The 18,815-nt window shown below is 73.6% G+C and carries 18 protein-coding genes and 1 tRNA gene; 10 read left to right on the top strand and 9 right to left on the bottom strand.

The features are described from left to right. Positions 1 to 76: 76 nt before the first annotated feature. Positions 77 to 901: an SGNH/GDSL hydrolase family protein gene (locus O7609_RS23305; protein ID WP_443072199.1), complete on the bottom strand. Its 825-nt coding sequence runs from the start codon at positions 899 to 901 to the stop codon at positions 77 to 79. Between the two features lie 176 nt (positions 902 to 1,077). Next, a complete protein-coding gene (locus tag O7609_RS23300) occupies positions 1,078 to 1,710 on the bottom strand; it encodes a septum formation family protein (RefSeq protein ID WP_269744190.1) in 633 nt (210 codons plus the stop codon). 310 nt (positions 1,711 to 2,020) lie between these two features. Between O7609_RS23300 and O7609_RS23295 the strand changes: the two genes are divergently transcribed. The 7 genes from O7609_RS23295 (at position 2,021) to O7609_RS23265 (ending at position 9,524) form a co-directional block, all read left to right on the top strand. Further along, complete coding sequence (locus O7609_RS23295; RefSeq protein WP_269735034.1) at positions 2,021 to 2,266, top strand: SGM_3592 family protein; 246 nt, start codon at positions 2,021 to 2,023, stop codon at positions 2,264 to 2,266. A 202-nt stretch (positions 2,267 to 2,468) separates the two neighbouring features. Beyond that, complete coding sequence (locus tag O7609_RS23290) at positions 2,469 to 2,942, top strand: hypothetical protein (RefSeq protein WP_269735035.1); 474 nt, start codon at positions 2,469 to 2,471, stop codon at positions 2,940 to 2,942. 38 nt (positions 2,943 to 2,980) lie between these two features. Then, on the top strand, positions 2,981 to 3,766 hold the full coding sequence (locus O7609_RS23285; protein WP_269735036.1) for a bestrophin-like domain: 786 nt from the start codon (positions 2,981 to 2,983) through the stop codon (positions 3,764 to 3,766). Positions 3,767 to 3,848: 82 nt separating this feature from the next. Continuing rightward, a complete protein-coding gene (locus O7609_RS23280; protein WP_269744189.1) occupies positions 3,849 to 5,300 on the top strand; it encodes an acyl-CoA synthetase in 1,452 nt (483 codons plus the stop codon). Next, positions 5,297 to 6,664, top strand: a complete 1,368-nt coding sequence (locus O7609_RS23275; protein WP_269735038.1) for a carboxyl transferase domain-containing protein — start codon at positions 5,297 to 5,299, stop codon at positions 6,662 to 6,664. The genes O7609_RS23280 and O7609_RS23275 overlap by 4 nt, the downstream gene beginning before the upstream one ends. Before the next feature lie 151 nt (positions 6,665 to 6,815). Continuing rightward, positions 6,816 to 8,093: an extracellular solute-binding protein gene (locus tag O7609_RS23270; protein WP_269744188.1), complete on the top strand. Its 1,278-nt coding sequence runs from the start codon at positions 6,816 to 6,818 to the stop codon at positions 8,091 to 8,093. Between the two features lie 114 nt (positions 8,094 to 8,207). Further along, on the top strand, positions 8,208 to 9,524 hold the full coding sequence (locus O7609_RS23265; RefSeq protein WP_269735040.1) for a hypothetical protein: 1,317 nt from the start codon (positions 8,208 to 8,210) through the stop codon (positions 9,522 to 9,524). A 37-nt stretch (positions 9,525 to 9,561) separates the two neighbouring features. Here O7609_RS23265 and O7609_RS23260 read toward each other — a convergent pair whose 3' ends face one another. The 4 genes from O7609_RS23260 to O7609_RS23245 all read right to left on the bottom strand — a co-directional run bounded on the left by O7609_RS23260 (position 9,562) and on the right by O7609_RS23245 (position 12,805). Continuing rightward, the gene (locus O7609_RS23260; RefSeq protein WP_269744187.1) at positions 9,562 to 10,302 is read right to left on the bottom strand and encodes a class I SAM-dependent methyltransferase; all 741 of its coding nucleotides are present in this window, start codon (positions 10,300 to 10,302) and stop codon (positions 9,562 to 9,564) included. After that, positions 10,299 to 10,931: a TIGR04282 family arsenosugar biosynthesis glycosyltransferase gene (locus O7609_RS23255; protein ID WP_269735042.1), complete on the bottom strand. Its 633-nt coding sequence runs from the start codon at positions 10,929 to 10,931 to the stop codon at positions 10,299 to 10,301. Before O7609_RS23255 ends, O7609_RS23260 begins: the two co-directional genes overlap by 4 nt. A gap of 68 nt (positions 10,932 to 10,999) precedes the next feature. Beyond that, complete coding sequence (locus O7609_RS23250) at positions 11,000 to 11,665, bottom strand: glycosyltransferase family 2 protein (RefSeq protein ID WP_269735043.1); 666 nt, start codon at positions 11,663 to 11,665, stop codon at positions 11,000 to 11,002. A 123-nt stretch (positions 11,666 to 11,788) separates the two neighbouring features. Beyond that, positions 11,789 to 12,805 (bottom strand): NAD-dependent epimerase/dehydratase family protein, encoded by a 1,017-nt coding sequence (locus O7609_RS23245; RefSeq protein WP_269744186.1) that lies wholly within the window; start codon positions 12,803 to 12,805, stop codon positions 11,789 to 11,791. Positions 12,806 to 12,937: 132 nt separating this feature from the next. Between O7609_RS23245 and O7609_RS23240 the strand changes: the two genes are divergently transcribed. Both O7609_RS23240 and O7609_RS23235 read left to right on the top strand, forming a co-directional pair. Next, the gene (locus tag O7609_RS23240) at positions 12,938 to 14,134 is read left to right on the top strand and encodes a thiolase family protein (protein ID WP_269744185.1); all 1,197 of its coding nucleotides are present in this window, start codon (positions 12,938 to 12,940) and stop codon (positions 14,132 to 14,134) included. Positions 14,135 to 14,300: 166 nt separating this feature from the next. Then, the gene (locus tag O7609_RS23235; protein WP_269737146.1) at positions 14,301 to 15,707 is read left to right on the top strand and encodes a lipase maturation factor family protein; all 1,407 of its coding nucleotides are present in this window, start codon (positions 14,301 to 14,303) and stop codon (positions 15,705 to 15,707) included. A 28-nt stretch (positions 15,708 to 15,735) separates the two neighbouring features. Here O7609_RS23235 and O7609_RS23230 read toward each other — a convergent pair whose 3' ends face one another. Further along, complete coding sequence (locus O7609_RS23230) at positions 15,736 to 17,007, bottom strand: NAD(P)/FAD-dependent oxidoreductase (protein WP_269744184.1); 1,272 nt, start codon at positions 17,005 to 17,007, stop codon at positions 15,736 to 15,738. Between the two features lie 190 nt (positions 17,008 to 17,197). Here O7609_RS23230 and O7609_RS23225 point away from each other — a divergent pair. Further along, positions 17,198 to 17,271: transfer RNA gene (locus O7609_RS23225), tRNA-Pro, on the top strand. A 68-nt stretch (positions 17,272 to 17,339) separates the two neighbouring features. Here O7609_RS23225 and O7609_RS23220 read toward each other — a convergent pair. Continuing rightward, a complete protein-coding gene (locus O7609_RS23220) occupies positions 17,340 to 18,599 on the bottom strand; it encodes a tyrosine-type recombinase/integrase (RefSeq protein WP_269744183.1) in 1,260 nt (419 codons plus the stop codon). Further along, positions 18,599 to 18,796, bottom strand: coding sequence for a helix-turn-helix domain-containing protein (locus tag O7609_RS23215; RefSeq protein ID WP_269744182.1), 198 nt, complete (start codon positions 18,794 to 18,796; stop codon positions 18,599 to 18,601). The genes O7609_RS23220 and O7609_RS23215 overlap by 1 nt, the downstream gene beginning before the upstream one ends. Between the last annotated feature and the right edge of the window lie 19 nt (positions 18,797 to 18,815).

Here is an 18,815-nt window from a genome sequence, read left to right as displayed (position 1 = left end):
CGTCAGCGCGCGAACGCGGTACGGCCGCCGGCTGCCGGGGGCGGCCGTACCGCGTCGCGGTCGGGCGGGGTGCGGATCAGGCCAGGCTTTCCATCACGGGGTAGTAACCGCCGGACTGGCCTTCGGCCGTGGGGTGGTAGGAGTCGCTGATGGGCCAGGTCGTACTGTGCAGCCACTCGTCGCCGGAGCAGATCTCGTGTCCGGTGAAGGCACCGCGGACGTCACCGTAGGTGAATCCGTGGTCGGCCGCGCGCTTGCTCGTCACGTTGTGCAGGTCGTCCGCGGCCGCGTTGATGGCCGCCCGGGAGCGCTCGCTGATACCGAACCAGCAGCTCCCGTTGAGCTCGTACATGCGCGGGTAGCCGAGGACGACGACATGGGCGTTGGGCGCCTGGGCCCGGATCGCGTCGTAAGCGGCGTCGAGACGGCCGGGCAGGGTCTGGCTGATGTAGGCGCGGGCCTCTTCGACGCGTGCGAGGCAGGCGCTCTCGCCCTGCAGCACGCAGGTGCTCATGGCGTCGGCGAAGCCCGCGTCGTTGCCGCCGACGGAGATGCTCACCAGGGTGGTGGCGGCGTCGAGCGGGCCGAGCTGGTTGTTGATGACGTCGTGGGTCCGGGCGCCTGAGCAGGCGGTGAAGTCGAAGGAGGAGGGGGCGTTGGCGCTGCGCCAGAGCTGGGGGTAGGCGCGCGTACTGCGCTTGCAGTCGCCGCCCTCGTAGTTGCCGGCTCCCACGCCGGACGAGTAGGAGTCGCCGAGAGCGACGTAGTTGACGGCCGCGGCTTCCTGCGCCGCCGCGGTGGCGCCCGTCAGACCGGTGAGTGCGGCGAGGGCGGCCACCGCGGTGGCGACGGACGCGAATCTGGACAGTCTCACAGAACCTCCCGTGTGGGGGTGGGACATGGAGGAACGCCTGTGACAACTGTCGTAGCAGCGCACAACCCGTTCGAGAAGTGTCCATGCCAAAAAATGACGAGGTCTTCCCCCGCATGAACGACAGATGTTGCTTCTCGTACCGGGTTTGGTAGAAAAATTGACGCTCTGTCAGCTATTGGCGTGACAAACCCTGCGGACTGCGCTCATTTCAGGGGGCCGTCGAGCTTGTCGCCGTCCCCCGCCAGCAGGCTGCAGGTAACCGTCCGCATACCCAGCGAGAACCCGCTCCTGCTCGGGAACTGCGCATAGGTCTTCAGCCCTGCGGTCGAGGGTTGCCGCCGGCCGACCTCGCGCCACTTCGCGTCGCACAGGTCCTGCGCCTCGGTCTCGATCTCCTCGTCGGTGTCCATGCCCTCTTCGGGGAGCTTCGCCTGGTGGATGACCTCACCGTCATGCGGCGCGGCGCAGGACGCCTTCTCGTTGAAGCCCTTCTTGTCCGCCTGGTCGAAGCAGTCGCCGGGATCGAGTTGGAAGGGCATGTACATGTTGTCGGTCGGACTGGGCATGATCGACTCCCAGTCCAGCCCGGACGGCGATGCGTCCGGATCCTCGGAAGGCGTCTCGTACGGATCGTCGCTCGGCGTCTCGTACGGCGTCTCGGTGGGACCCTCGGACGGATCCGGCCGCGGATCGTCGGACTCGGACGGCCCCGTGGTGACGGACTCGGAGAAGGAGGGGCCCGGCCGGGCCTCGTTCTCCCCGTCGTCCCCGGTCAGCAGGAGGACGCCCCCGGCGACGAGCGCGCCCACGACCACGACCGCGACCACGACCGTCACGACGAGCACCCGGGTCCGCCGGCCACCACCACCCGGCGGCGGAGGCAGAGGCGGCCACCCGCCCGGCGCCGTCGGGGGCCCGAAACCGGTCGGCGGACCGAACCCACCGCCCGAATAGGGGTTGTGCGGTGGCTGAGATGGGGGCTGCGGCATCGACATACGGTCACTGTGTCATGCTTGTGTCACTGAACGTATCCGGACCCCGACCCTCCTCCGAGCCCGGGGATAATATCGGCCAATCGGGAATGTTCCGGCCCCTACGGGCGTTGATAGGACAGGTGAAGCCGCAACCGCTGGACGGGAGGCGACCGTGGAGCCCGAGCCGCAGGAGCGGGGCGAAGAGCGCGGAGACGACTGGGACGCCCAGGAACTCGACGAGGACTTCATCCGCAGCGCCGACGTGAAGGAACCGGCCGCGAGGACACGGATGCTGCGGGAACGCTGGCGCGGCAGTCCGCCCGAGCCCGAGCCGTGGCGAGCGGACGAGCCTCCGGCCGGATGGCTGTTCAGCCGCGGCAGGCCGGGCCGGAAGCGGCGCAAGCGGCGCGACGAGTAGGCGTCACACCTCGCACGCTCGACGCCGACGGCAGGCCAGCCAAGCCGCGGGTGAGGGCTGCGAGCTGCCGTCATCCTCTTCTCCTGATATTCATCAGAACCGGCGAACAGCCTCGTCTGGAGTAATATCCCCGGCTCCCTCGGCGCACGATCGCCCCATGCGAAGTCTCAGGCGCGCCGCAGGGGTGGCGGCGCCGTTAGCGGTGCTTGCGCTCCCGCTCGGAGCCGCCGCACACGCCGCACCGCCGCAGGGCTCCTGCGCGTTCGCCGGCGGTGACCGGTCCGTCCACGAACTGATGGAGCGGGCCCGCGCCGGTGAGTCCATCGAGAGCCTGTGCCGCTCCGTGGCCCCGCCGCCGCAGCCAGCGCCGCCGCCACCTCCGCCAGAGCCCCCACCGCCACCGCCGCCACCGGCGGCTCCTCCGCCACCGCTTCCTCCGGAGCCCTCGCCCGAGCCGAAGGCGGAGCCGGAGACCAGCCCCCCGCCGGAGCCCGGCCCCGAGCCGGAGGCCGAGGCCGCGCTCGTGGCTCCGCCGTACACGCAGGCCGGTCGCCGCACGTCCGAGCCCGGGCTCTCCACGACACGGCGGGTCCTGCTGATCGTCACCCCCGCCGTCCTGGCCGCCGCGGCGCTGCGCCCGCGCGGCGCCGCCGCCCCGGCTTCCCGCTCCGCATAAGCCCCAGCGCGTCCGCACGCTCTCCCTGGAGGTCCCCGTTGTCCGCTTGGCTGTTGCTCACCGTGGCCATGGCCTCGTCCTTCGGCCTCGTCCTCGCCGGTGTCGTGGTCTGGCAGCGCACCCGCGAGCGGCGGGCCGGGGAGGAGCTGGAGGACGACCCCTCGCAGACCCCCGATGTGCTCGAGTACCTCATCATGATGATCGGGGTCGTCTACGCCATCGTGCTGGGGCTCGCCATCGCGGGCGTGTGGGAGGCACGCAACGGGGCCACGGAGTGGGTCCGGCTGGAGGCTCAGGCGCTGCACGAGGTCCACGAGCGGCTCGACGCCTACCCCGACCCCGTCCGCACCGAGGTACGCGAGGACGTGGAGGAGTACGTCACCTACACGGTCGACGAGGAATGGCCGAAAATGATCGACCACCGGCAACTCACCGAGCGTGGCGACGTCTTGTTCGACCGCGTCCGCACGGGTGTGACCCGGTTCGAGCCGTCGACGACGCTCGAGTCCCACGCCTACCCCGGGCTGGTGGACCAGGTGTCCGCGGCCGACGAAGCCCGCAGCGCCCGCGGGCAGAGCACAGGTTCGACGATGCCCGCCGTGGTCTGGTTCGGTCTGATCACCGGGGCGCTCGTGGTCATCGGCATGGTCTTCGTCCTGCAGATCCGCCGCACTCCCCGAGAGCTCGTGCTCGCGGGCCTGTTCAGCGCGCTGATCGCGTTCCTGCTCTTCCTCATCTGGCACTTCGACGCCCCGTACGCGCGCGGCCTCGCCGACTCCACCGAGCCGTTCACCCAGCTTCTCCCCCAGGCCTTCGGACGGTGAGGCGGAGCCCGACCGCCCTTGCCGCGCGGCCGCTTCGCTGATGAGATCGTGATCGACGAGACGATCCAGCGAAGGAGCCCGAGTGTCAGCACTCTTCCCCGCCCTCGGCCAGGAGTCGTCCAAGCCAGCGCTGTGCTTCGGCGATCTGGTGCTCCCCTACCCCCGGCTCGCCGAGGTCGCCGGGGCGCTGGCCGGAGAGCTCGCCGGGCGCGGCCGCGTGGCCGTGTGGGCCACCCCGACGGCCACCACGGCCGTCGCCGTCGTGGCCTCGCTGCTCGCCGGCGTCGCCGTCGTGCCGCTCAACCCGAAGAGCGGCGAGCGGGAGCTGGCACACATCCTGGCGGACTCCACGCCCGACGCCGTCCTCACCGGCCCGGACGACGTCCTACCCAAGACCGCCTCCGGGCTGGACCGGCTCACCGTCGGTTTCGAGCCGCCGAACGGGATGACCGCCGTCACCTCGCACCTGGAGCCCCCACAGGAGGACCGGGCGGCGCTGATCGTCTACACGTCGGGGACGACCGGAGCACCCAAGGGCGTGGTGCTGTCACGGCGGGCGGTCGCCGCCACGCTCGACGCCGTGGCCGACGCCTGGGGCTGGACGGGTGACGACGTCCTCGTCCACGCCCTGCCCCTCTTCCACGTGCACGGGCTGATCCTCGGTGTCCTCGGGCCGCTGCGGCGCGGCGGCACCCTGCGCCATCTGGGCCGGTTCTCACCGGAGGGGGTCACGCGGGCCCTGGCCGAGCAGGGCGGCACCATGTTCTTCGGCGTCCCGACGATGTACCACCGGCTCGCCGAGGCGGCCGGGGAGGACGCCGCGCTCGCGGCGGCCCTGGGCGGCGCACGGCTGCTGGTCTCCGGCTCGGCGGCCCTGCCCGCCTACGACCACGAGCGGATCCGAGTGGCGACGGGCGCCCGCGTCATCGAGCGTTGTGGCATGACCGAGACGCTCATGAACACCAGCACACGGGTGGACGGGCCGGCGCGGCCCGGCACGGTGGGGGTGCCGCTGCGCGGTGTGGACGTGCGGCTGGTGGACGAGGACGGCCGGCGCATCGAGGGCGGCGACGGCGAGACGGTCGGCGAGCTCCAGGTCCGGGGCCCGAGCCTGTTCACGGAGTACCTGAACCGGCCCGACGCCACCGCCGACGCCTTCGACGGCGGCTGGTTCCGCACCGGCGACATGGCCACCCGGGACGCCGAGGGCTGCTACCGGATCGTCGGCCGGAAGTCGACCGACCTGATCAAGAGCGGCGGCTACAAGATCGGGGCCGGAGAGATCGAGAACGTCCTGCTGGAGCACCCCGGCGTCCGCGAGGTGGCGGTGACCGGCGAGCCCGACCCCGACCTCGGGGAGCGCATCGTCGCCTGGGTGGTACCGGCCGAGGAGTCGGCGCCGCCGGAGGAACAGGCGCTCGCCGAGCACGTGTCGGCCCAGCTCTCCCCGCACAAGCGCCCGCGCGAGGTCCGGTTCGTGGCCTCGCTGCCGCGCAACGACATGGGGAAGGTCATGAAGCGGGAGCTGCGGTGACGCGGCCGGGCGGCCCGGGTTCGGCGCGGGCCGCGATCGCCGCCGTCGCCGACACGTTCACCGAGTTCCCCGGCGAGGCGGGCGAGGCGGTCCGGGCCCCGGACGACGGACCGCTGGGCTGGGAGGGATACGGCGAGGCCAGGGCGCGCGCCATGGCCCGGACCGGCGAACGTGAGTCCGTGGTGTGCGGGGTGGGCCGCGTCGGGGAGAGCGAGGCCGCACTGATCGCCTTCGAGTTCGGATACCTGGGCGGCTCGCTCGGCGGCCGGACGGGGGACCTGCTCGAGGAGGCGCACACCCGGGCACGGGACCTGTCACTGCCGGTCGTCTCGCTCATCGCCACCGGTGGCAGCCGGATGCAGGAGGGCATGCGCGCGCTGTCACAGCTTCAGCGGGTCGCGCGGCAGTCGGCCCGCACCCGGGCCGCGGGGCTCGCCCAGGTCGCCGTCCTGCGCGACCCCGCGACCGGTGGCGGCTGGGCCACCCTCGGTGCCGGGGCGGACGTGCTGCTGGCCCTGCCCGGCGCCCAGATCGGCTTCGCGGGCTCCCGGGTGCGGCCTCCGGGCGCGGACCCGCGCGCCTACACCGCCGAGGGGCAGCTCGCCGCCGGGCACATCGACGCCGTCGTCCCCGAGCCGGAGCTGCGTACGGCACTGGGCCGCTGGCTGTCGCTGCTCACCCGCCCGGCCACCGGGCCGGCCCAGCCGCCCGCCGCGCTCGGCCGGGCCGCCCTCCCGGACAGCGGCTGGGCGGCCGTCCAACAGGCCCGTGCCGAGGACCGGCCGCGCGCCGACGCCTACCTCGACGCCCACTTCGCCGTGCGGGCCGAACTCTCCGGGGACCGCTGCGGGGGCGTGGACCCGGGGGTGCGCTGCGGCTTCGGCGAACGGTCGGGCCGCACCGTGGCCTTCGCCGCGCAGCTGGGCACGCCCACCCGCCCGGCCGGCTTCCGCACCGTCACGCGCCTGCTGAGACTGGCCGGGCGGCTCGGTACGCCCGTACTGACCCTGGTCGACACCCCGGGAGCCGCCAACGACGCGGCGGCCGAGCGGGAAGGCGCGGGGGCCGCGATCGCCGAGTGCTTCGCGGCGGTGGCCGAGTCCCCGGTGCCCGTCACGACCCTGGTGATCGGACAGGGCGGCTCGGGCGGTGCCCTGGCGCTCGCCTCCCCGGGCCGCACCTGGCTCACCCCGGACAGCTATTTCTCGGTGATCGGTCCGGAGTGGGCGGCGTCGATCCTCAAGCGCGGCCCCGGCGAGGTCCAGCGGACGGCGAACGAACTGCGGGTTCGGCCACAGGACTTGGTCGCGCTCGGTATCGCCGAGGGCATCGTCGGGAACCCGCCGCCGCCGGGCGTCGCCTGAGCGGAAGGCCGCAGCGCCGCCCCGGCGTCGGCTCGAAGGTTCGTTCCCACGACTTGACCTGCCCGTTGGTCTATGCCAATCCTTGGCTTCTGCTTCCCCCCACGGCAAACCGTTCGATACGCGTCCCGGCACCGGGACCAAGGGGTGAGGTATGCCCGGACACCTGTTGAGACGCCTGGCCACCGGCGCCACCGCCGCCGTGCTGGCCGGAGTGCTCACCGCCTGCGGTGGCCCGGTCGGCGGCGCGGACGAGCCCGATCCGCTGCGCGTCTGGCTGATGAGCAACAGCCTCACCGAGGAGCTGACCCACCGGATCGTCGCGGACTTCGAGGACCACAACCCGGACCGCCGGGTCGAGGTGACCGTCCAGGAGTGGGCAGGCATCGGCGAGAAGGTGACCGCGGCGCTCGACTCCGACGAGGCACCGGACCTCATCGAGGTGGGCAACACCCAGGTGGCCCGCTACGCCGCCACCGGCCACCTGCGCAATCTCACCCTCCAGGTGCCCGAGCTCGGCGGGGACGACTGGATCACCGGGCTGGAGGAACCGGGCAAGATCGACGGCTACCAGTACGGCATTCCCTACTACGGCGCCAACCGCGTCGTCATCTACCGCAAGGACCTCTTCGCGGACGCCGGCATCACCGAGCCGCCCGCCACGCGCGAGGAGTGGCTGGAGGTGACCGAACGGCTGAACCGGCCGGAGGCGGGCCAGCAGGGGATCTACCTGCCCGGCCAGAACTGGTACGTCCTGGCCGGGTTCATCTGGGACGAGGGCGGCGAACTGGCCGTCGAACGCAGCGGCCACTGGGAGGGCGCCCTGCACACGTCCGAGTCCCTGCGCGGGATGGAGTTCTACCGCGAGCTGCACGCCCTCGGCGACGCGCCGGCTGACCGGGACGAGGCCGAGCCCGAGCACGGCGAGGTCTTCGCCGAGAACGAGATCGCCCAGCTCATCGCCCCTCCCGGCCACAGCCGCATCATCATCGAACACAACCCCGAACTGGCGGACAAGCTCGGCTACTTCCCCATCCCGGGCAAGGAGCCCGGCACCCCGGGGGCCGTCTTCACCGGCGGTTCGGTGCTCATCGTCCCGGAGAACGCGGGCGACCCCGAGGGCGGCTACGCGTTCCTGCGCACCCTCACCAGCGACACCTGGCAGCGCGAGATCGCCCGCACCATGAGCTACGTGCCGAACAGGACGACGCTCACCGACGCGTTGAAGGGCGACCCGGGGGCCGAGGCCATGGCCCGCGGCGCCGAGTCCGGACGCGCGACCCCCAACTCCCCGGCCTGGGCCGGGCTGGAGGCGGACAACCCGATCAAGGAATACCAGACGGAGGTGCTGACCGGGGCCGATCCCCGGACGGCAGCCGAGAAGGCCTCACAGGCCGTCACGGCCCGACTGCGGCACACCGGGGCGGGCTGACGGCGCGCAGCCCGGGCCAGTTCGCCAGTTCCCACGGAGCGCGGGCTCGTCCGTACTCGGCGGCTCCGGGCGTGCCGTGACCCGCGCGGGCCCGCACCGACCTACGGTGAACCGGTGCGAGACCGCCCGTCATTCCGCAGGGACCTGTACGCCGTCGGGGCCGCCGGGGCCCTCGTCGTGCTCGCCGTGGCCGTCGGCCACCGGATCCAGGAGCGGGACGGCACGCTCCGCGTCGGCTGGCCCCCGCTGTACGCCAACTGGGAGCCGCACGTCGGGCCGGGCACGTCGGCCGCGCTCGCCGTCGCCGTCCTCGTGGTCCTCTACGGGCCCGCACTGGCGCGCCGGCTGCGTGCCCGGGCGCTGCCGTGGGCGGTCTTCGGCGGCTCGCTCGCGTGGGTGTGGTCCCTCGCCCTGGTGGACGGCTGGGAGCGCGGGGTGGCCGAGCGGCTGACCACCAAGTACGAGTACCTGCGGTCGGTGGACGAGGTCGAGGACGTCGGTGCCACCCTCCGGGAGTTCACCAGCCGCATTCTGATGGACGCCCCGGACAACTGGCCCGCACACGTGGCCGGGCACCCGCCGGGCGCCCTGCTGACCTTCGTGGGCCTGGACCGGTCCGGGCTCGGGGGCGGCGCCTGGGCGGGCGCCTTCTGCATCGTCGCAGCCGCCGCGGCGGCGCCCGCGGCCGTGGTCGCCGTCCGGGCGCTGGCGGGGCCGCAGGCGGCCCGCCGGGCGGCACCGTTCCTGGTACTGGCACCGGCCGCGGTCTGGCTGGGCACCTCCGCCGACGGCTACTTCACGGGTGTGAGCGCCTGGGCGGTGGCGCTTCTCGCCCTGGCCGCGACCGGCGCGGTCCGCAGGCCCGCACTGGCCGCGCTCGCCTCCGGAGTGCTGTTCGGCTGGACGGTGTACCTCTCCTACGGGCTGACGCTCACGGCCGTCATCGGCGTCGCCGTCCTGGTGGCCGCCCGCACCGTGCGGCCCCTGCCCTGGGTGCTGCTGGGGGCGGTGCCCTGGCTCATCGCGTTCACCCTGGGCGGCTTCTGGTGGTGGGAGGGGTACGTGACGCTCCACGAGCGCTACTACCAGGGCGCCGCCGGCATCCGGCCCTACGCCTACTACGTCTGGGGGAACCTGGCGGCACAGGTGTTCTCGGTCGGTCTGGCCACCGTGGCAGGGCTGCGCCGGGCCGCCGCGGCGGCCCGGCACCCCTCACCACTGGTCATCCTGCTCGCCGGCGCCCTGCTGGCGATGGTGACGGCCGACCTCTCGGGCATGAGCAAGGCGGAGACGGAGCGCATCTGGCTTCCGTTCGCCCTGTGGCTGCTCCCGGCCGCCGCGCTGCTGCCCGAGCGGCAGCAGCGGGGATGGCTCGCCGCCCAGGCCGCGCTGGCACTGGCGGTCAACCACCTGCTGCTCACCGGGTGGTGAGGCCGCGTCGAGTGTGCCGGGGGTGACCCGCACGCGTCTAGCGTGCCGGGGGTGAACCGGCGGATGCCGCCCCCGCTGCCCGCGGCGGCGTCCGGGCAGCCGCGGGCAGCGGCGAGGGAGCGCGCAGGGCGAGGAAGCGGCGCTCACCGGCCGTCCACTCCTCGACCACCTGCCAGCCCGCCGCGCCCGCTCGCCGCCGCAGGGCCGACGTCCCGGCGCGCGCCCAGGGGAAGGGCGGGCCCCGGCGCCCCCGTCCGTCGTCCAGGCTGACCTCGAGCCGCTCCTCGACGTCCGCCGCGGCCGCCTCGGCGAGCAGCAGCCCGCCGGGGGCGAGCAATGCGACCACCCGCCGCAGCAGCGCCTGCGGATCCCCGCCGATCCCGATGTTGCCGTCCAGCAGCAGGGCGCTGCCCCAGCGGCCCTCGGCGGGCAGCGGCTCGAAGACCGAGCGGCACAGCGCCGGACCACCCAGCCTCCGGGTGCGGTTCACCGCTTCGGGCGCCGGATCGATGCCGAGCACCGGCCGGCCGAGCCGGGTGAGGGCGTCGACCATCCGCCCCGGCCCGCAGCCGATGTCCAGGACGGCGCCGGAGCACCGGCGCAGCACGGCGAGGTCGGCCTCGTCGGCCCGGGCGCACCAGCGCTCGACGTCCAGCGGGAGCAGCCGGCCGTCGGGGCCGCGAAGGAACAGCGGTCCGCGTCCGGCCTTGAGCGCCACGGTGTAGGGGTCGGCGTCCCAGGGCAGCGGGCCGTCGGCCGTAGGGCACGTCGTCGTCATCGCGCCCCCGCGGGAGACAGGGCCGCGTGCGCGGCGGCGAACCGGCCCGGCCGGCAGGCGGCCACCTCGGCGGCGTCGGCGGCGGTGTCGACGTCCCGCAGAAGCGGCAGCAGACCCACCCGCAGCCCGCTGCGCTCCAGCCGGTCCCGCTGGTGGGCCCCGGTGTCCGGCCGGGACATGGGCACCCCGTGAACGAGCGCGGGCTCGGGGGAGGCGAGCCCCAGGGCCCAGAAGCCGCCGTCGACGGCGGGGCCGAGCCAGGCGTCGTACGCGTCCCAGGCCCCGGGGCGCAGCACCGGGCCGAGGTGGCGGGCCGTCAGCTGCGGGGTGTCCATGCCGACGAGCAGCGTCGGTCCCGCGCAGGCGCCGAGCGCGCGGGCGATGCGCGCGTCGAGCCCGTCGCCGTCCTGGGGCACCACGTCGAACCCGCCGGGGAGCCAGGGCCCGGGCCGTCCCGCCAGGGCGAGGACGCGCCGGGCCACGGGCAGCGCGGACACCGTCTCCAGGGTGTCCGCGAGAGCGGCCTCGGCGAGCGAGGCCGCCTGGGCGGGGCTGAAGGGGGGCGTCAGCCGCGTCTTGACCCGGCCGGGCAGCGGCTCCTTGGCCATGACCAGCACGGTGAGCGGCATGGCGCGCGGCACGGTCCCCGGCCGGGCCTCCGGCCGGACGGAGCCTCGGGGGCTCGGGGCGGCCGCCGTCACCGCAGGACCGCCCGCATGTCGCGCACGGCGCCCAGCGTGCCCAGCCAGGTGCCGGTCACCTTGGAGCGTCCCGTTCTCGGCCGGTAGGGCACCGTGGTCTCCCGGATGCGCCAGCCCGCGTCGGCGGCCCGGACGACCATCTCCAGCGGGTAGCCGCTGCGCCGGTCGGACAGGGCGAGGCCGAGCAGCGCCTCCCGCCGCGCCGCGCGCAGCGGCCCGAGGTCGCGCAGCGACACCCCGGTGCGGTGGCGGACCATGCGGGCGAGCGCGACGTTGCCCGCCCGCGCGTGCAGCGGCCAGGCGTTCCGCGCCGTGGGAAGGCGGCGCGCCAAGACGAGGTCGGCCTCACCGCCGCGCACGGGACCGGCCACCGTCTCGACGGCCGCCGGGTCCAGGGAGCCGTCGCAGTCGCAGAAGGCGACGATCTCGGCGTCGGCGGCGCGCAGCCCGGCGTCGCAGGCCGCGCCGAAGCCGCGGCGGGGTTCGCGCACGACTCTGGCCCCCAGTTCGCGGGCGAGTTCCGCGGAGCCGTCCGTGGATCCGTTGTCGACGACGATGGGCGTCCAGCCGAGCGGCACGCGGGCCAGGACCCAGGGGAGCGCGGCGGCCTCGTCGAGACAGGGCAGCACCAGATTGCCCCGATGCGTTGGGCTGTCGTTCATCTTGCCCACCCTAAGAGGACATAGCGGTATAACCATCGCGTAACGCCGCGCGAAACGCGGAGGAAGACGCACGCGCCCGAGTGCACGCCTTGCCCGCTCACCCGAACGGGGAAGCCGTGCCCCTCACCGTTCCGCGAGCGGCGCCCGGGCGAAACGCTCGACGCCCTCCCGGAACCCCACCCGCGGGCACCAGCCCAGCTCGTCGCGCAGCCGCCGCGAGGAGGCCGTGATGTGCCGGACGTCGCCGAGGCGGTATTCCCCGGTGACGACGGGAGCGGGTCCGCCCTGGGCTGCGGCGAGCGCCGAGGCCAGCTCCCCCACCGTGTGCGGCTCGCCGCTGCCGGTGTTGTAGGCGCGCAGCTCCCCGGCCGGGCGCCCGGCGACCGCCTCCAGCGCCACCACGTTCGCCCGGGCGACGTCGTCGACGTGCACGAAGTCCCGCCGCTGCCGCCCGTCCTCGAAGACCCGCGGCGGCTCGCCCCGCTCCAGCGCGGAGCGGAAGAACGACGCCACGCCGGCGTAGGGCGTGTCGCGCGGCATGCCGTCCCCGTAGACGTTGTGATAGCGCAGGCTGATGACCCGTCCGCCCGTGGCCCGCGCCCAGGCCGCGGCCAGATGCTCCTGGGCGAGCTTCGTCGTCGCGTAGACGTTGCGCGGGTCCGCCGCCGCGTCCTCGGCGACGAGGCCGGGCGAGAGCGCGGCTCCGCATTGCGGGCACGGCGGCTCAAAGCGCCCGGCGTCCAGGTCCGGGACGGCCCGCGCACCCGGCCGCACGACACCGTGCACCGCGCACGCGTAACACCCCTCCCCGTAGACGACCATCGAGCCGGCCAGCACCAGCCTGCCCACCCGCGCCTCGGCCATCTGCTCCAGCAGCACGGCGGTACCGAGGTCGTTGGCCCCCACATACGCCGCGGCGTCCCCGAAACCACGCCCCAGGCCCACCATGGCCGCCTGGTGGCTGACGGCGTCCACGCCCGCCAGCGCCTTCGCGACGGCCTCGGCGTCCCGGACGTCGCCCTGCACCGACGCGGCGGAGGGAACGAGATCGAACACGACGGCCTCGTGCCCCGCGGTTTCCAGGGCGGTGACGATGTGCGAGCCGATGAAACCGGCTCCTCCGGTGACCAGAACACGCATCAGGCAACCCTAGGGGCCCGATCGGGCCGAACCGCGCCTTTCCGGCGAAGCACGACAAGGTGTCGCGGACCCGCGGCCGGCGGTGTCCCGGACTCTGGTCAAGCGGCGCACGGTCCTGACACGATCGCTGCCATGACCAACGATCGCCTGCGAGATGTCTACGTCGTCGACGCCGTCCGCACCCCGGTCGGAAAGTACGGCGGCGGCCTCGCCACCGTGCGCCCCGACGACCTCGCCGCCCACGTCGTGCGCGCCCTCGTGGACCGCTCGCCCGAGCTGGACCCGGCCCGCGTCGACGACGTCGTCCTCGGCAACGCCAACGGCGCGGGCGAGGAGAACCGCGACGTCGCCCGCATGGCCGTCCTGCTGGCCGGGCTCCCGGTCACCGTGCCGGGCTCCACGGTCAACCGGCTCTGCGGTTCCGGCCTGGAGGCCGTCGTGCAGGCCGCCCGGGCCGTGGCGACCGGGGACGCCTCGGTCGTCGTCGCGGGCGGTGTGGAGTCCATGAGCCGCGCGCCGTGGGTGATGCCCAAGCCGGAGCGCGCCTTCCCGGCCGGGGCGCCGGACGTCCACTCCACGACGCTGGGGTGGCGCATGGTGAACCCACGCATGCCCGCCGAGTGGACCGTCTCCCTGGGCGAGGGCGCCGAACTCGTCGCCGACCGGCACGGCATCACCCGGGAACAGCAGGACGCCTTCGCCCTGGCCAGCCACGAGAAGGCCGCGCGGGCCTGGAAGGACGGCGCCTACACGGCCGAGGTCGTGCCCTACGGGGACGGCGGGCTGCTGCGCGACGAGACGGTCCGCGAGGCCACGTCACTGGAGGCGCTGGCGAAGCTCAGGCCCGTCTTCCGCAAGGACGGGGGGACGGTGACCGCCGGCAACTCCTCACCGCTCAACGACGGCGCCGCCGCCCTGCTGCTGACCGACGAGGCCGGCCTGCGCGCCGTCGGCCGGGAACCGCTGGCCCGTGTGCGGACCTCGGCGGTCACCGGCATCGAGCCCCAGCTCTTCGGCCTCGGCCCCGTCGAGGCCGTCCGCCGCGCCCTGGAGAAGGCCCGGCTCCGCTTCGACGACCTGCACACCGTCGAGCTGAACGAGGCGTTCGCCGCGCAGGCTCTCGGCTGCCTCGCCGAGTGGCCCGAGCTGGACCCGGCGAAGGTCAACCCGCGCGGCGGCGCCATCGCCGTCGGCCATCCCCTGGGCGCCTCCGGAGCCCGCATCGCCGGGGCCGTCGCGCACCAGCTCGCCCAGGCCGGATCCGGTACCGGCCTCGCCGCACTGTGCATCGGCGTCGGGCAGGGGCAGGCGCTGGTCCTGGAACGCTGACGGGTACGGTCCCGCTTCCCGTCGCGCCGGGGGCGGGCGACGGGAAGCGGGACGGGCGGGCGGGCGGGCGACGGCCCGGTGACGGGCGGGAGTACGCCGGGGCTGGCGGCGGCGCGCCGGGCGGGGTGCGCGTCGCCCGGCGCCGACGGTGGTACCCGTGTCCGTCATGGAGTGGCTCACGGCACCGGAGTACTGGACGGCCCGGCTCGTTTTCCAGCGCGGCCTGGCAGCGGTGTACCTCATCGCCTTCGCCTCGGCGGCCCTGCAGTTCCGTGCCCTCATCGGCACCTCGGGCATGACCCCCGTCCCGGCCTACCTGCGCCGGGTCCCGTTCCGCGCCGCGCCCAGCCTCTTCCACTGGCGGTATTCCGACCGGCTCTTCGCCGCCGTCGCCTGGACCGGCGCGGCCCTCGCCGCCGCCCTCCTGGCCGGCCTGGGAGACCTCGTCCCGCTCTGGGTGACGATCCCCCTGTGGCTCCTGCCCTGGGCTCTCTACTTGTCCATCGTCAACGTCGGGCAGACCTGGTACGCGTTCGGGTGGGAGTCGCTGCTGCTGGAGGCCGGTTTCCTGGCGGCCTTCCTCGGGAACGACGAGGTGGCCCCTCCCCTGCTCACCCTGCTGCTCCTGCGGTGGCTGCTCTTCCGCGTCGAGTTCGGCGCCGGGCTGATCAAATGGCGCGGAGACCGGTGCTGGCGCGATCTGACCTGCCTCTACTACCACCACGAGACGCAGCCCATGCCCGGCCCGCTGAGCTGGTTCTTCCACCACCTGCCCAGGCCCGTGCACCGAGTGGAGACCGCGGCCAACCACGTAGCCCAGCTCGGGCTCCCGGTCCTGCTGTTCGCGCCGCAGCCGATCGCCACCTGGGCCGCGGCGGGCATCGTCCTCACCCAGCTCTGGCTGGTCGTCTCGGGCAACTTCGCCTGGCTCAACTGGCTGACCATCCTGCTCGCCGTGACCGCCGTGAACGCCTCCGGCCTGTTCAGCACGCCCGCCCACGGGGAGACCCCCGGATGGTTCACCGCCACCACCCTCGCCGTGACAGCGCTGGTGGCCGTCCTCAGCTACTGGCCCGTGCGCAACCTCGTCTCCTCCCGGCAGGAGATGAACCGCTCCTTCAACGCCTACCACCTGGTCAACACCTACGGCGCGTTCGGCACCGTCACCCGGCTGCGGCACGAGGTCGTCATCGAGGGCACCGACGCCGACCGCCTCACCGAGGCCACCGTGTGGCGGGAGTACGGCTTCCGCGGCAAGCCCGGCGACGCCCGCCGGCTCCCCCGCCAGTACGCGCCCTGGCACCTGCGGCTGGACTGGCTCATGTGGTTCGCCGCCCTCTCCCCCGGCTACGCCCGCCCCTGGTTCACCAAACTGCTCGAACGACTGCTCGCGGGCGATCCCGCGACGCTGCGGCTCCTGCGCCACAACCCCTTCCCGGACGCCCCGCCCACACACGTGCGTGCCCGGCTCTACCGGTACCGCTTCACCACGGCGCGCGAGCGTCGCGCCACGGGGGCCTGGTGGCACCGCGAACTCGTCGGCCCCTACGCCCCGGCCCTCTCCCGGCGCTGAGCCCGCCCCGAAAGGCGTGCTCCGGGCCTCACCCGGGAAGGCGTGCCGTCTCCGGGGACGCCGTGTCCAGCGGCACCGCGAACTCCGGCACCAGCCCGAGCTGCACCGACTGCCGGGGCAGCACCGCGTTCAGCATCCAGTCGGTCAGGACCCGCGCCCTGTTCCCCGGCAGCGAGGCCAGGTGGTGACCCCGCGTGAGCACCCCGGCCGCGGGCCCCGCCAACGGCACCCGCAAGGGGTTCGCCGCCGCCTGCAGCCCGCCCAGGTCCACCGCGAAACCCAGGTCGTGGTGCCGGTACTCCCGCCGCGCGCCCACCCCGCAGGATGCAGCGATGTTGTGCGCGGCCACCCGGCCCTGCCGCACCGCGTGCTGGGCCGTCATCGGCGTCGTCTCCCCCGGCCGCGTCAGGTCCGGGACGGCTGCCGCGTCCCCGCACGCGAAGACCTCCGGATGCCCCGGAACCGTCAGGTACTCGTCCACGAGGACCCTCCCCTGCTCCGTGGGCATGCCCAGATCGTCCACCAGCGGGTCCGGCCGCACCCCGACGCACCACACCAGCGAGCGGGTGCCCACGAAGGAGCCGTCGTCCAGCAGGACGCCGTCCGCCGTCGCCTCACGCACCGACGTCCCCGGGCGCACGTCCACGCCCCGCCCCCGCAGCACCCGGTCGGCGGTCGCCGACAGCCGCTCGTCGAGCGTCGGCAGCACCCTCGACGCGACGTCGAGCAGCAGCCACCTCGGCCGGGCCACCCCGTACTGCCGGGCCAGCACATCCGTGTACCGCACCCCCTGCGCCGCCACCTCGGTCCCCGTGTACCCCGCGCCGACGACGACGAAGGTGCACCGGGCCGCCCGCTCCAGCGGATCGTCCGTCTCCGCCGCGAGCGCGATCTGCCGGTTGACGTGATCCCGCAGGAACAGCGCCTCCGGCATGCCCCGGAACCCGTGCGCGTGCTCGGCCACCCCCGGAATGGGCAGCAGCTTGTTCACGCTGCCCACGGTGATCAGCAACCGGTCGTAGCCCAGCCAGCCGGCGCGGCCCTCCGGGTCCGCGTAGGACACCCGCCGTCCGGCCAGGTCCACCCCGTGGACCTCACCCAGCACCACCCGCACCCCGCGCAGCGTCCCCGCCAGCGACACCGTCACCCGCCGCGGCTCCAGCGTCCCCGCGGCCACCTCGGGCAGCAGCGGGAGGTAGAGGAAGTAGTCGTTCGGGTTGACCAGCACCACCTCGGCCGCCCCCCGCGCCTTGCGCGACAACTCCCGAGCCGCCTGATACCCGGCGAAACCAGCCCCCACAATGACAATCCGGGGTCGCCTCACATTGCACTCCCACCATTCGCGATCACGGACATCAACGGCAACGGGTATCCCGGCCCCCGGCCCCCGAAACCCGCGCGTCAGAAGGGGTGCGCGAGCACCGCACCGAGTGAGGTACAGTTTTCCTGCACGAACGGCCGGGGCCGAAAAGCCCAGGCCGCGAAGGCACCGGGACGTGGCGCAGCTTGGTAGCGCACTTGACTGGGGGTCAAGGGGTCGCAGGTTCAAATCCTGTCGTCCCGACACTGGTCAGAAGCCCCCTGGGATCATCCCAGGGGGCTTCTGACATCAGCGGCTGACATCAACCGGGGTCACTCGGGCGGCTGGGCGCTGCCGTCCTCCGAACCCAACGCTTCCTCCATGCGCTCGGCGGCTGCTCTGAGCGTCGTGTCCATCACGTGCGCGTAGGTGTCCAGCGTCATGGTGATCGTGCTGTGTCCCAGCGTCTCCATGATGGTCCGGGCGTCCACCCCCTGAGCCAGCAGGAGCGAGGCGCAGGTGTGCCGGAGATCGTGCACCCGCACCCTGCGCACGTTCGCGTTACGGCAGAGCACGGTGAGCATCCGGTTCAGGCTCCGCGGATCGGTCGGCCGGCCGGTGGGCGTCGTGAAGACCAGCCCGCTCGGCTGGTGCGGCAGCGGGTCCCACTTCAGCCCAGCGGCGGCCCTCTCGGTTCGCTGGGCCGCCTGGTGCTCCCTGAGGGCGTCCACGCACCGCCGGGGCAGCGAGATGGTGCGTTGGGAGCGAGCGGTTTTCGGAGTGCCGAAGACCAGCTCTTTCTTGATGCGCTGGAGGTTGCGGCGCACTCGGAGCTGTCGCCTGTCGAGGTCGATATCGTCCCAGGTGAGAGCGAGCACTTCCCCACGACGCAGGCCGGTGGAGACGAGCAACAGCCACAGGGCGTACAGCCGATGGAGCCGGGCCGCCTTGAGCAGCGTCCGCACCTCGGTCCGGTCCAGCGGCCGCACTTCCTGCCGAGCGACCGGAGGTGTCTCCACGATGCGCGCCACGTTGCGGCCGACGAGTTCTTCCCGGACCGCCTGTTGCAGAGCCGACCGCAGCACGGCGTGGACGTACTGCACTGTGCGCGCGGACGGCCGGCGGCGGCAGCACCGCCCCTTGGCGCAGCATCTCCGCTCGTCCTCGGCGCGGTTCGCGTCCAGGCCCCGCAGACAGCACAGGCAACCGTCGCGGAACTCCGCGAGGAAGCGTCGTACGTCGGCGGGGCCGAGCCGGTTGAGTTTCTTCCTGCCGAGTGAGGGAGCGATGTACAGGCGGGCCATCACCTCGTAGCTCATGAAGGTGGAGGGCTTGAGTCGCTCGGCAGCCACGGCTGCAAGCCAGTAGGCGAGGTAGTCCCCGAACGGCATCGCGGAGGTGGCGGCGGGAATTCCCTGCCGGGTCTTCTCCTGGATCTCGGTGAGTTTCTCAGCTACCTCGGCGCGGGTCTTGCCGTAGACGAATTTGCGAACGCGGGTGCCATCCGGGCGGTAGACGTACGCGGCTGCCTGGTAGCGGCCGTCCTTGCGTTTGGTGATGGTGCCCTCGCCGTTGGCGCGGCGCTTGGCCATCAGGCGGCCTCCTGAAGCTTGGAGCGGATGTATGTACGGAGCGAGTCGGCGGGGACCCGCCGGGAACGGCCTTCGGTGTAGCTGGGCAGGGTGCCGGAGCGGATCAGGTCGTAGACCTTGCTCCGGCTCATCCGCAGCGCAGCCATGACCTCGGGGACGGTGAGAACTTCGTAGGTGTCGGGCAGAGCTGAGCTCATGCGGGCGTCTCTCCTCAGC

It is taken from the genome of Streptomyces sp. WMMC1477 (genome assembly GCF_027460245.1).
Taxonomy (GTDB): Bacteria; Actinomycetota; Actinomycetes; order Streptomycetales; family Streptomycetaceae; genus Streptomyces.
The sequence above is the reverse complement of the archived record's forward strand: the minus strand, read 5'-3'. Positions and strand labels throughout refer to the sequence as shown.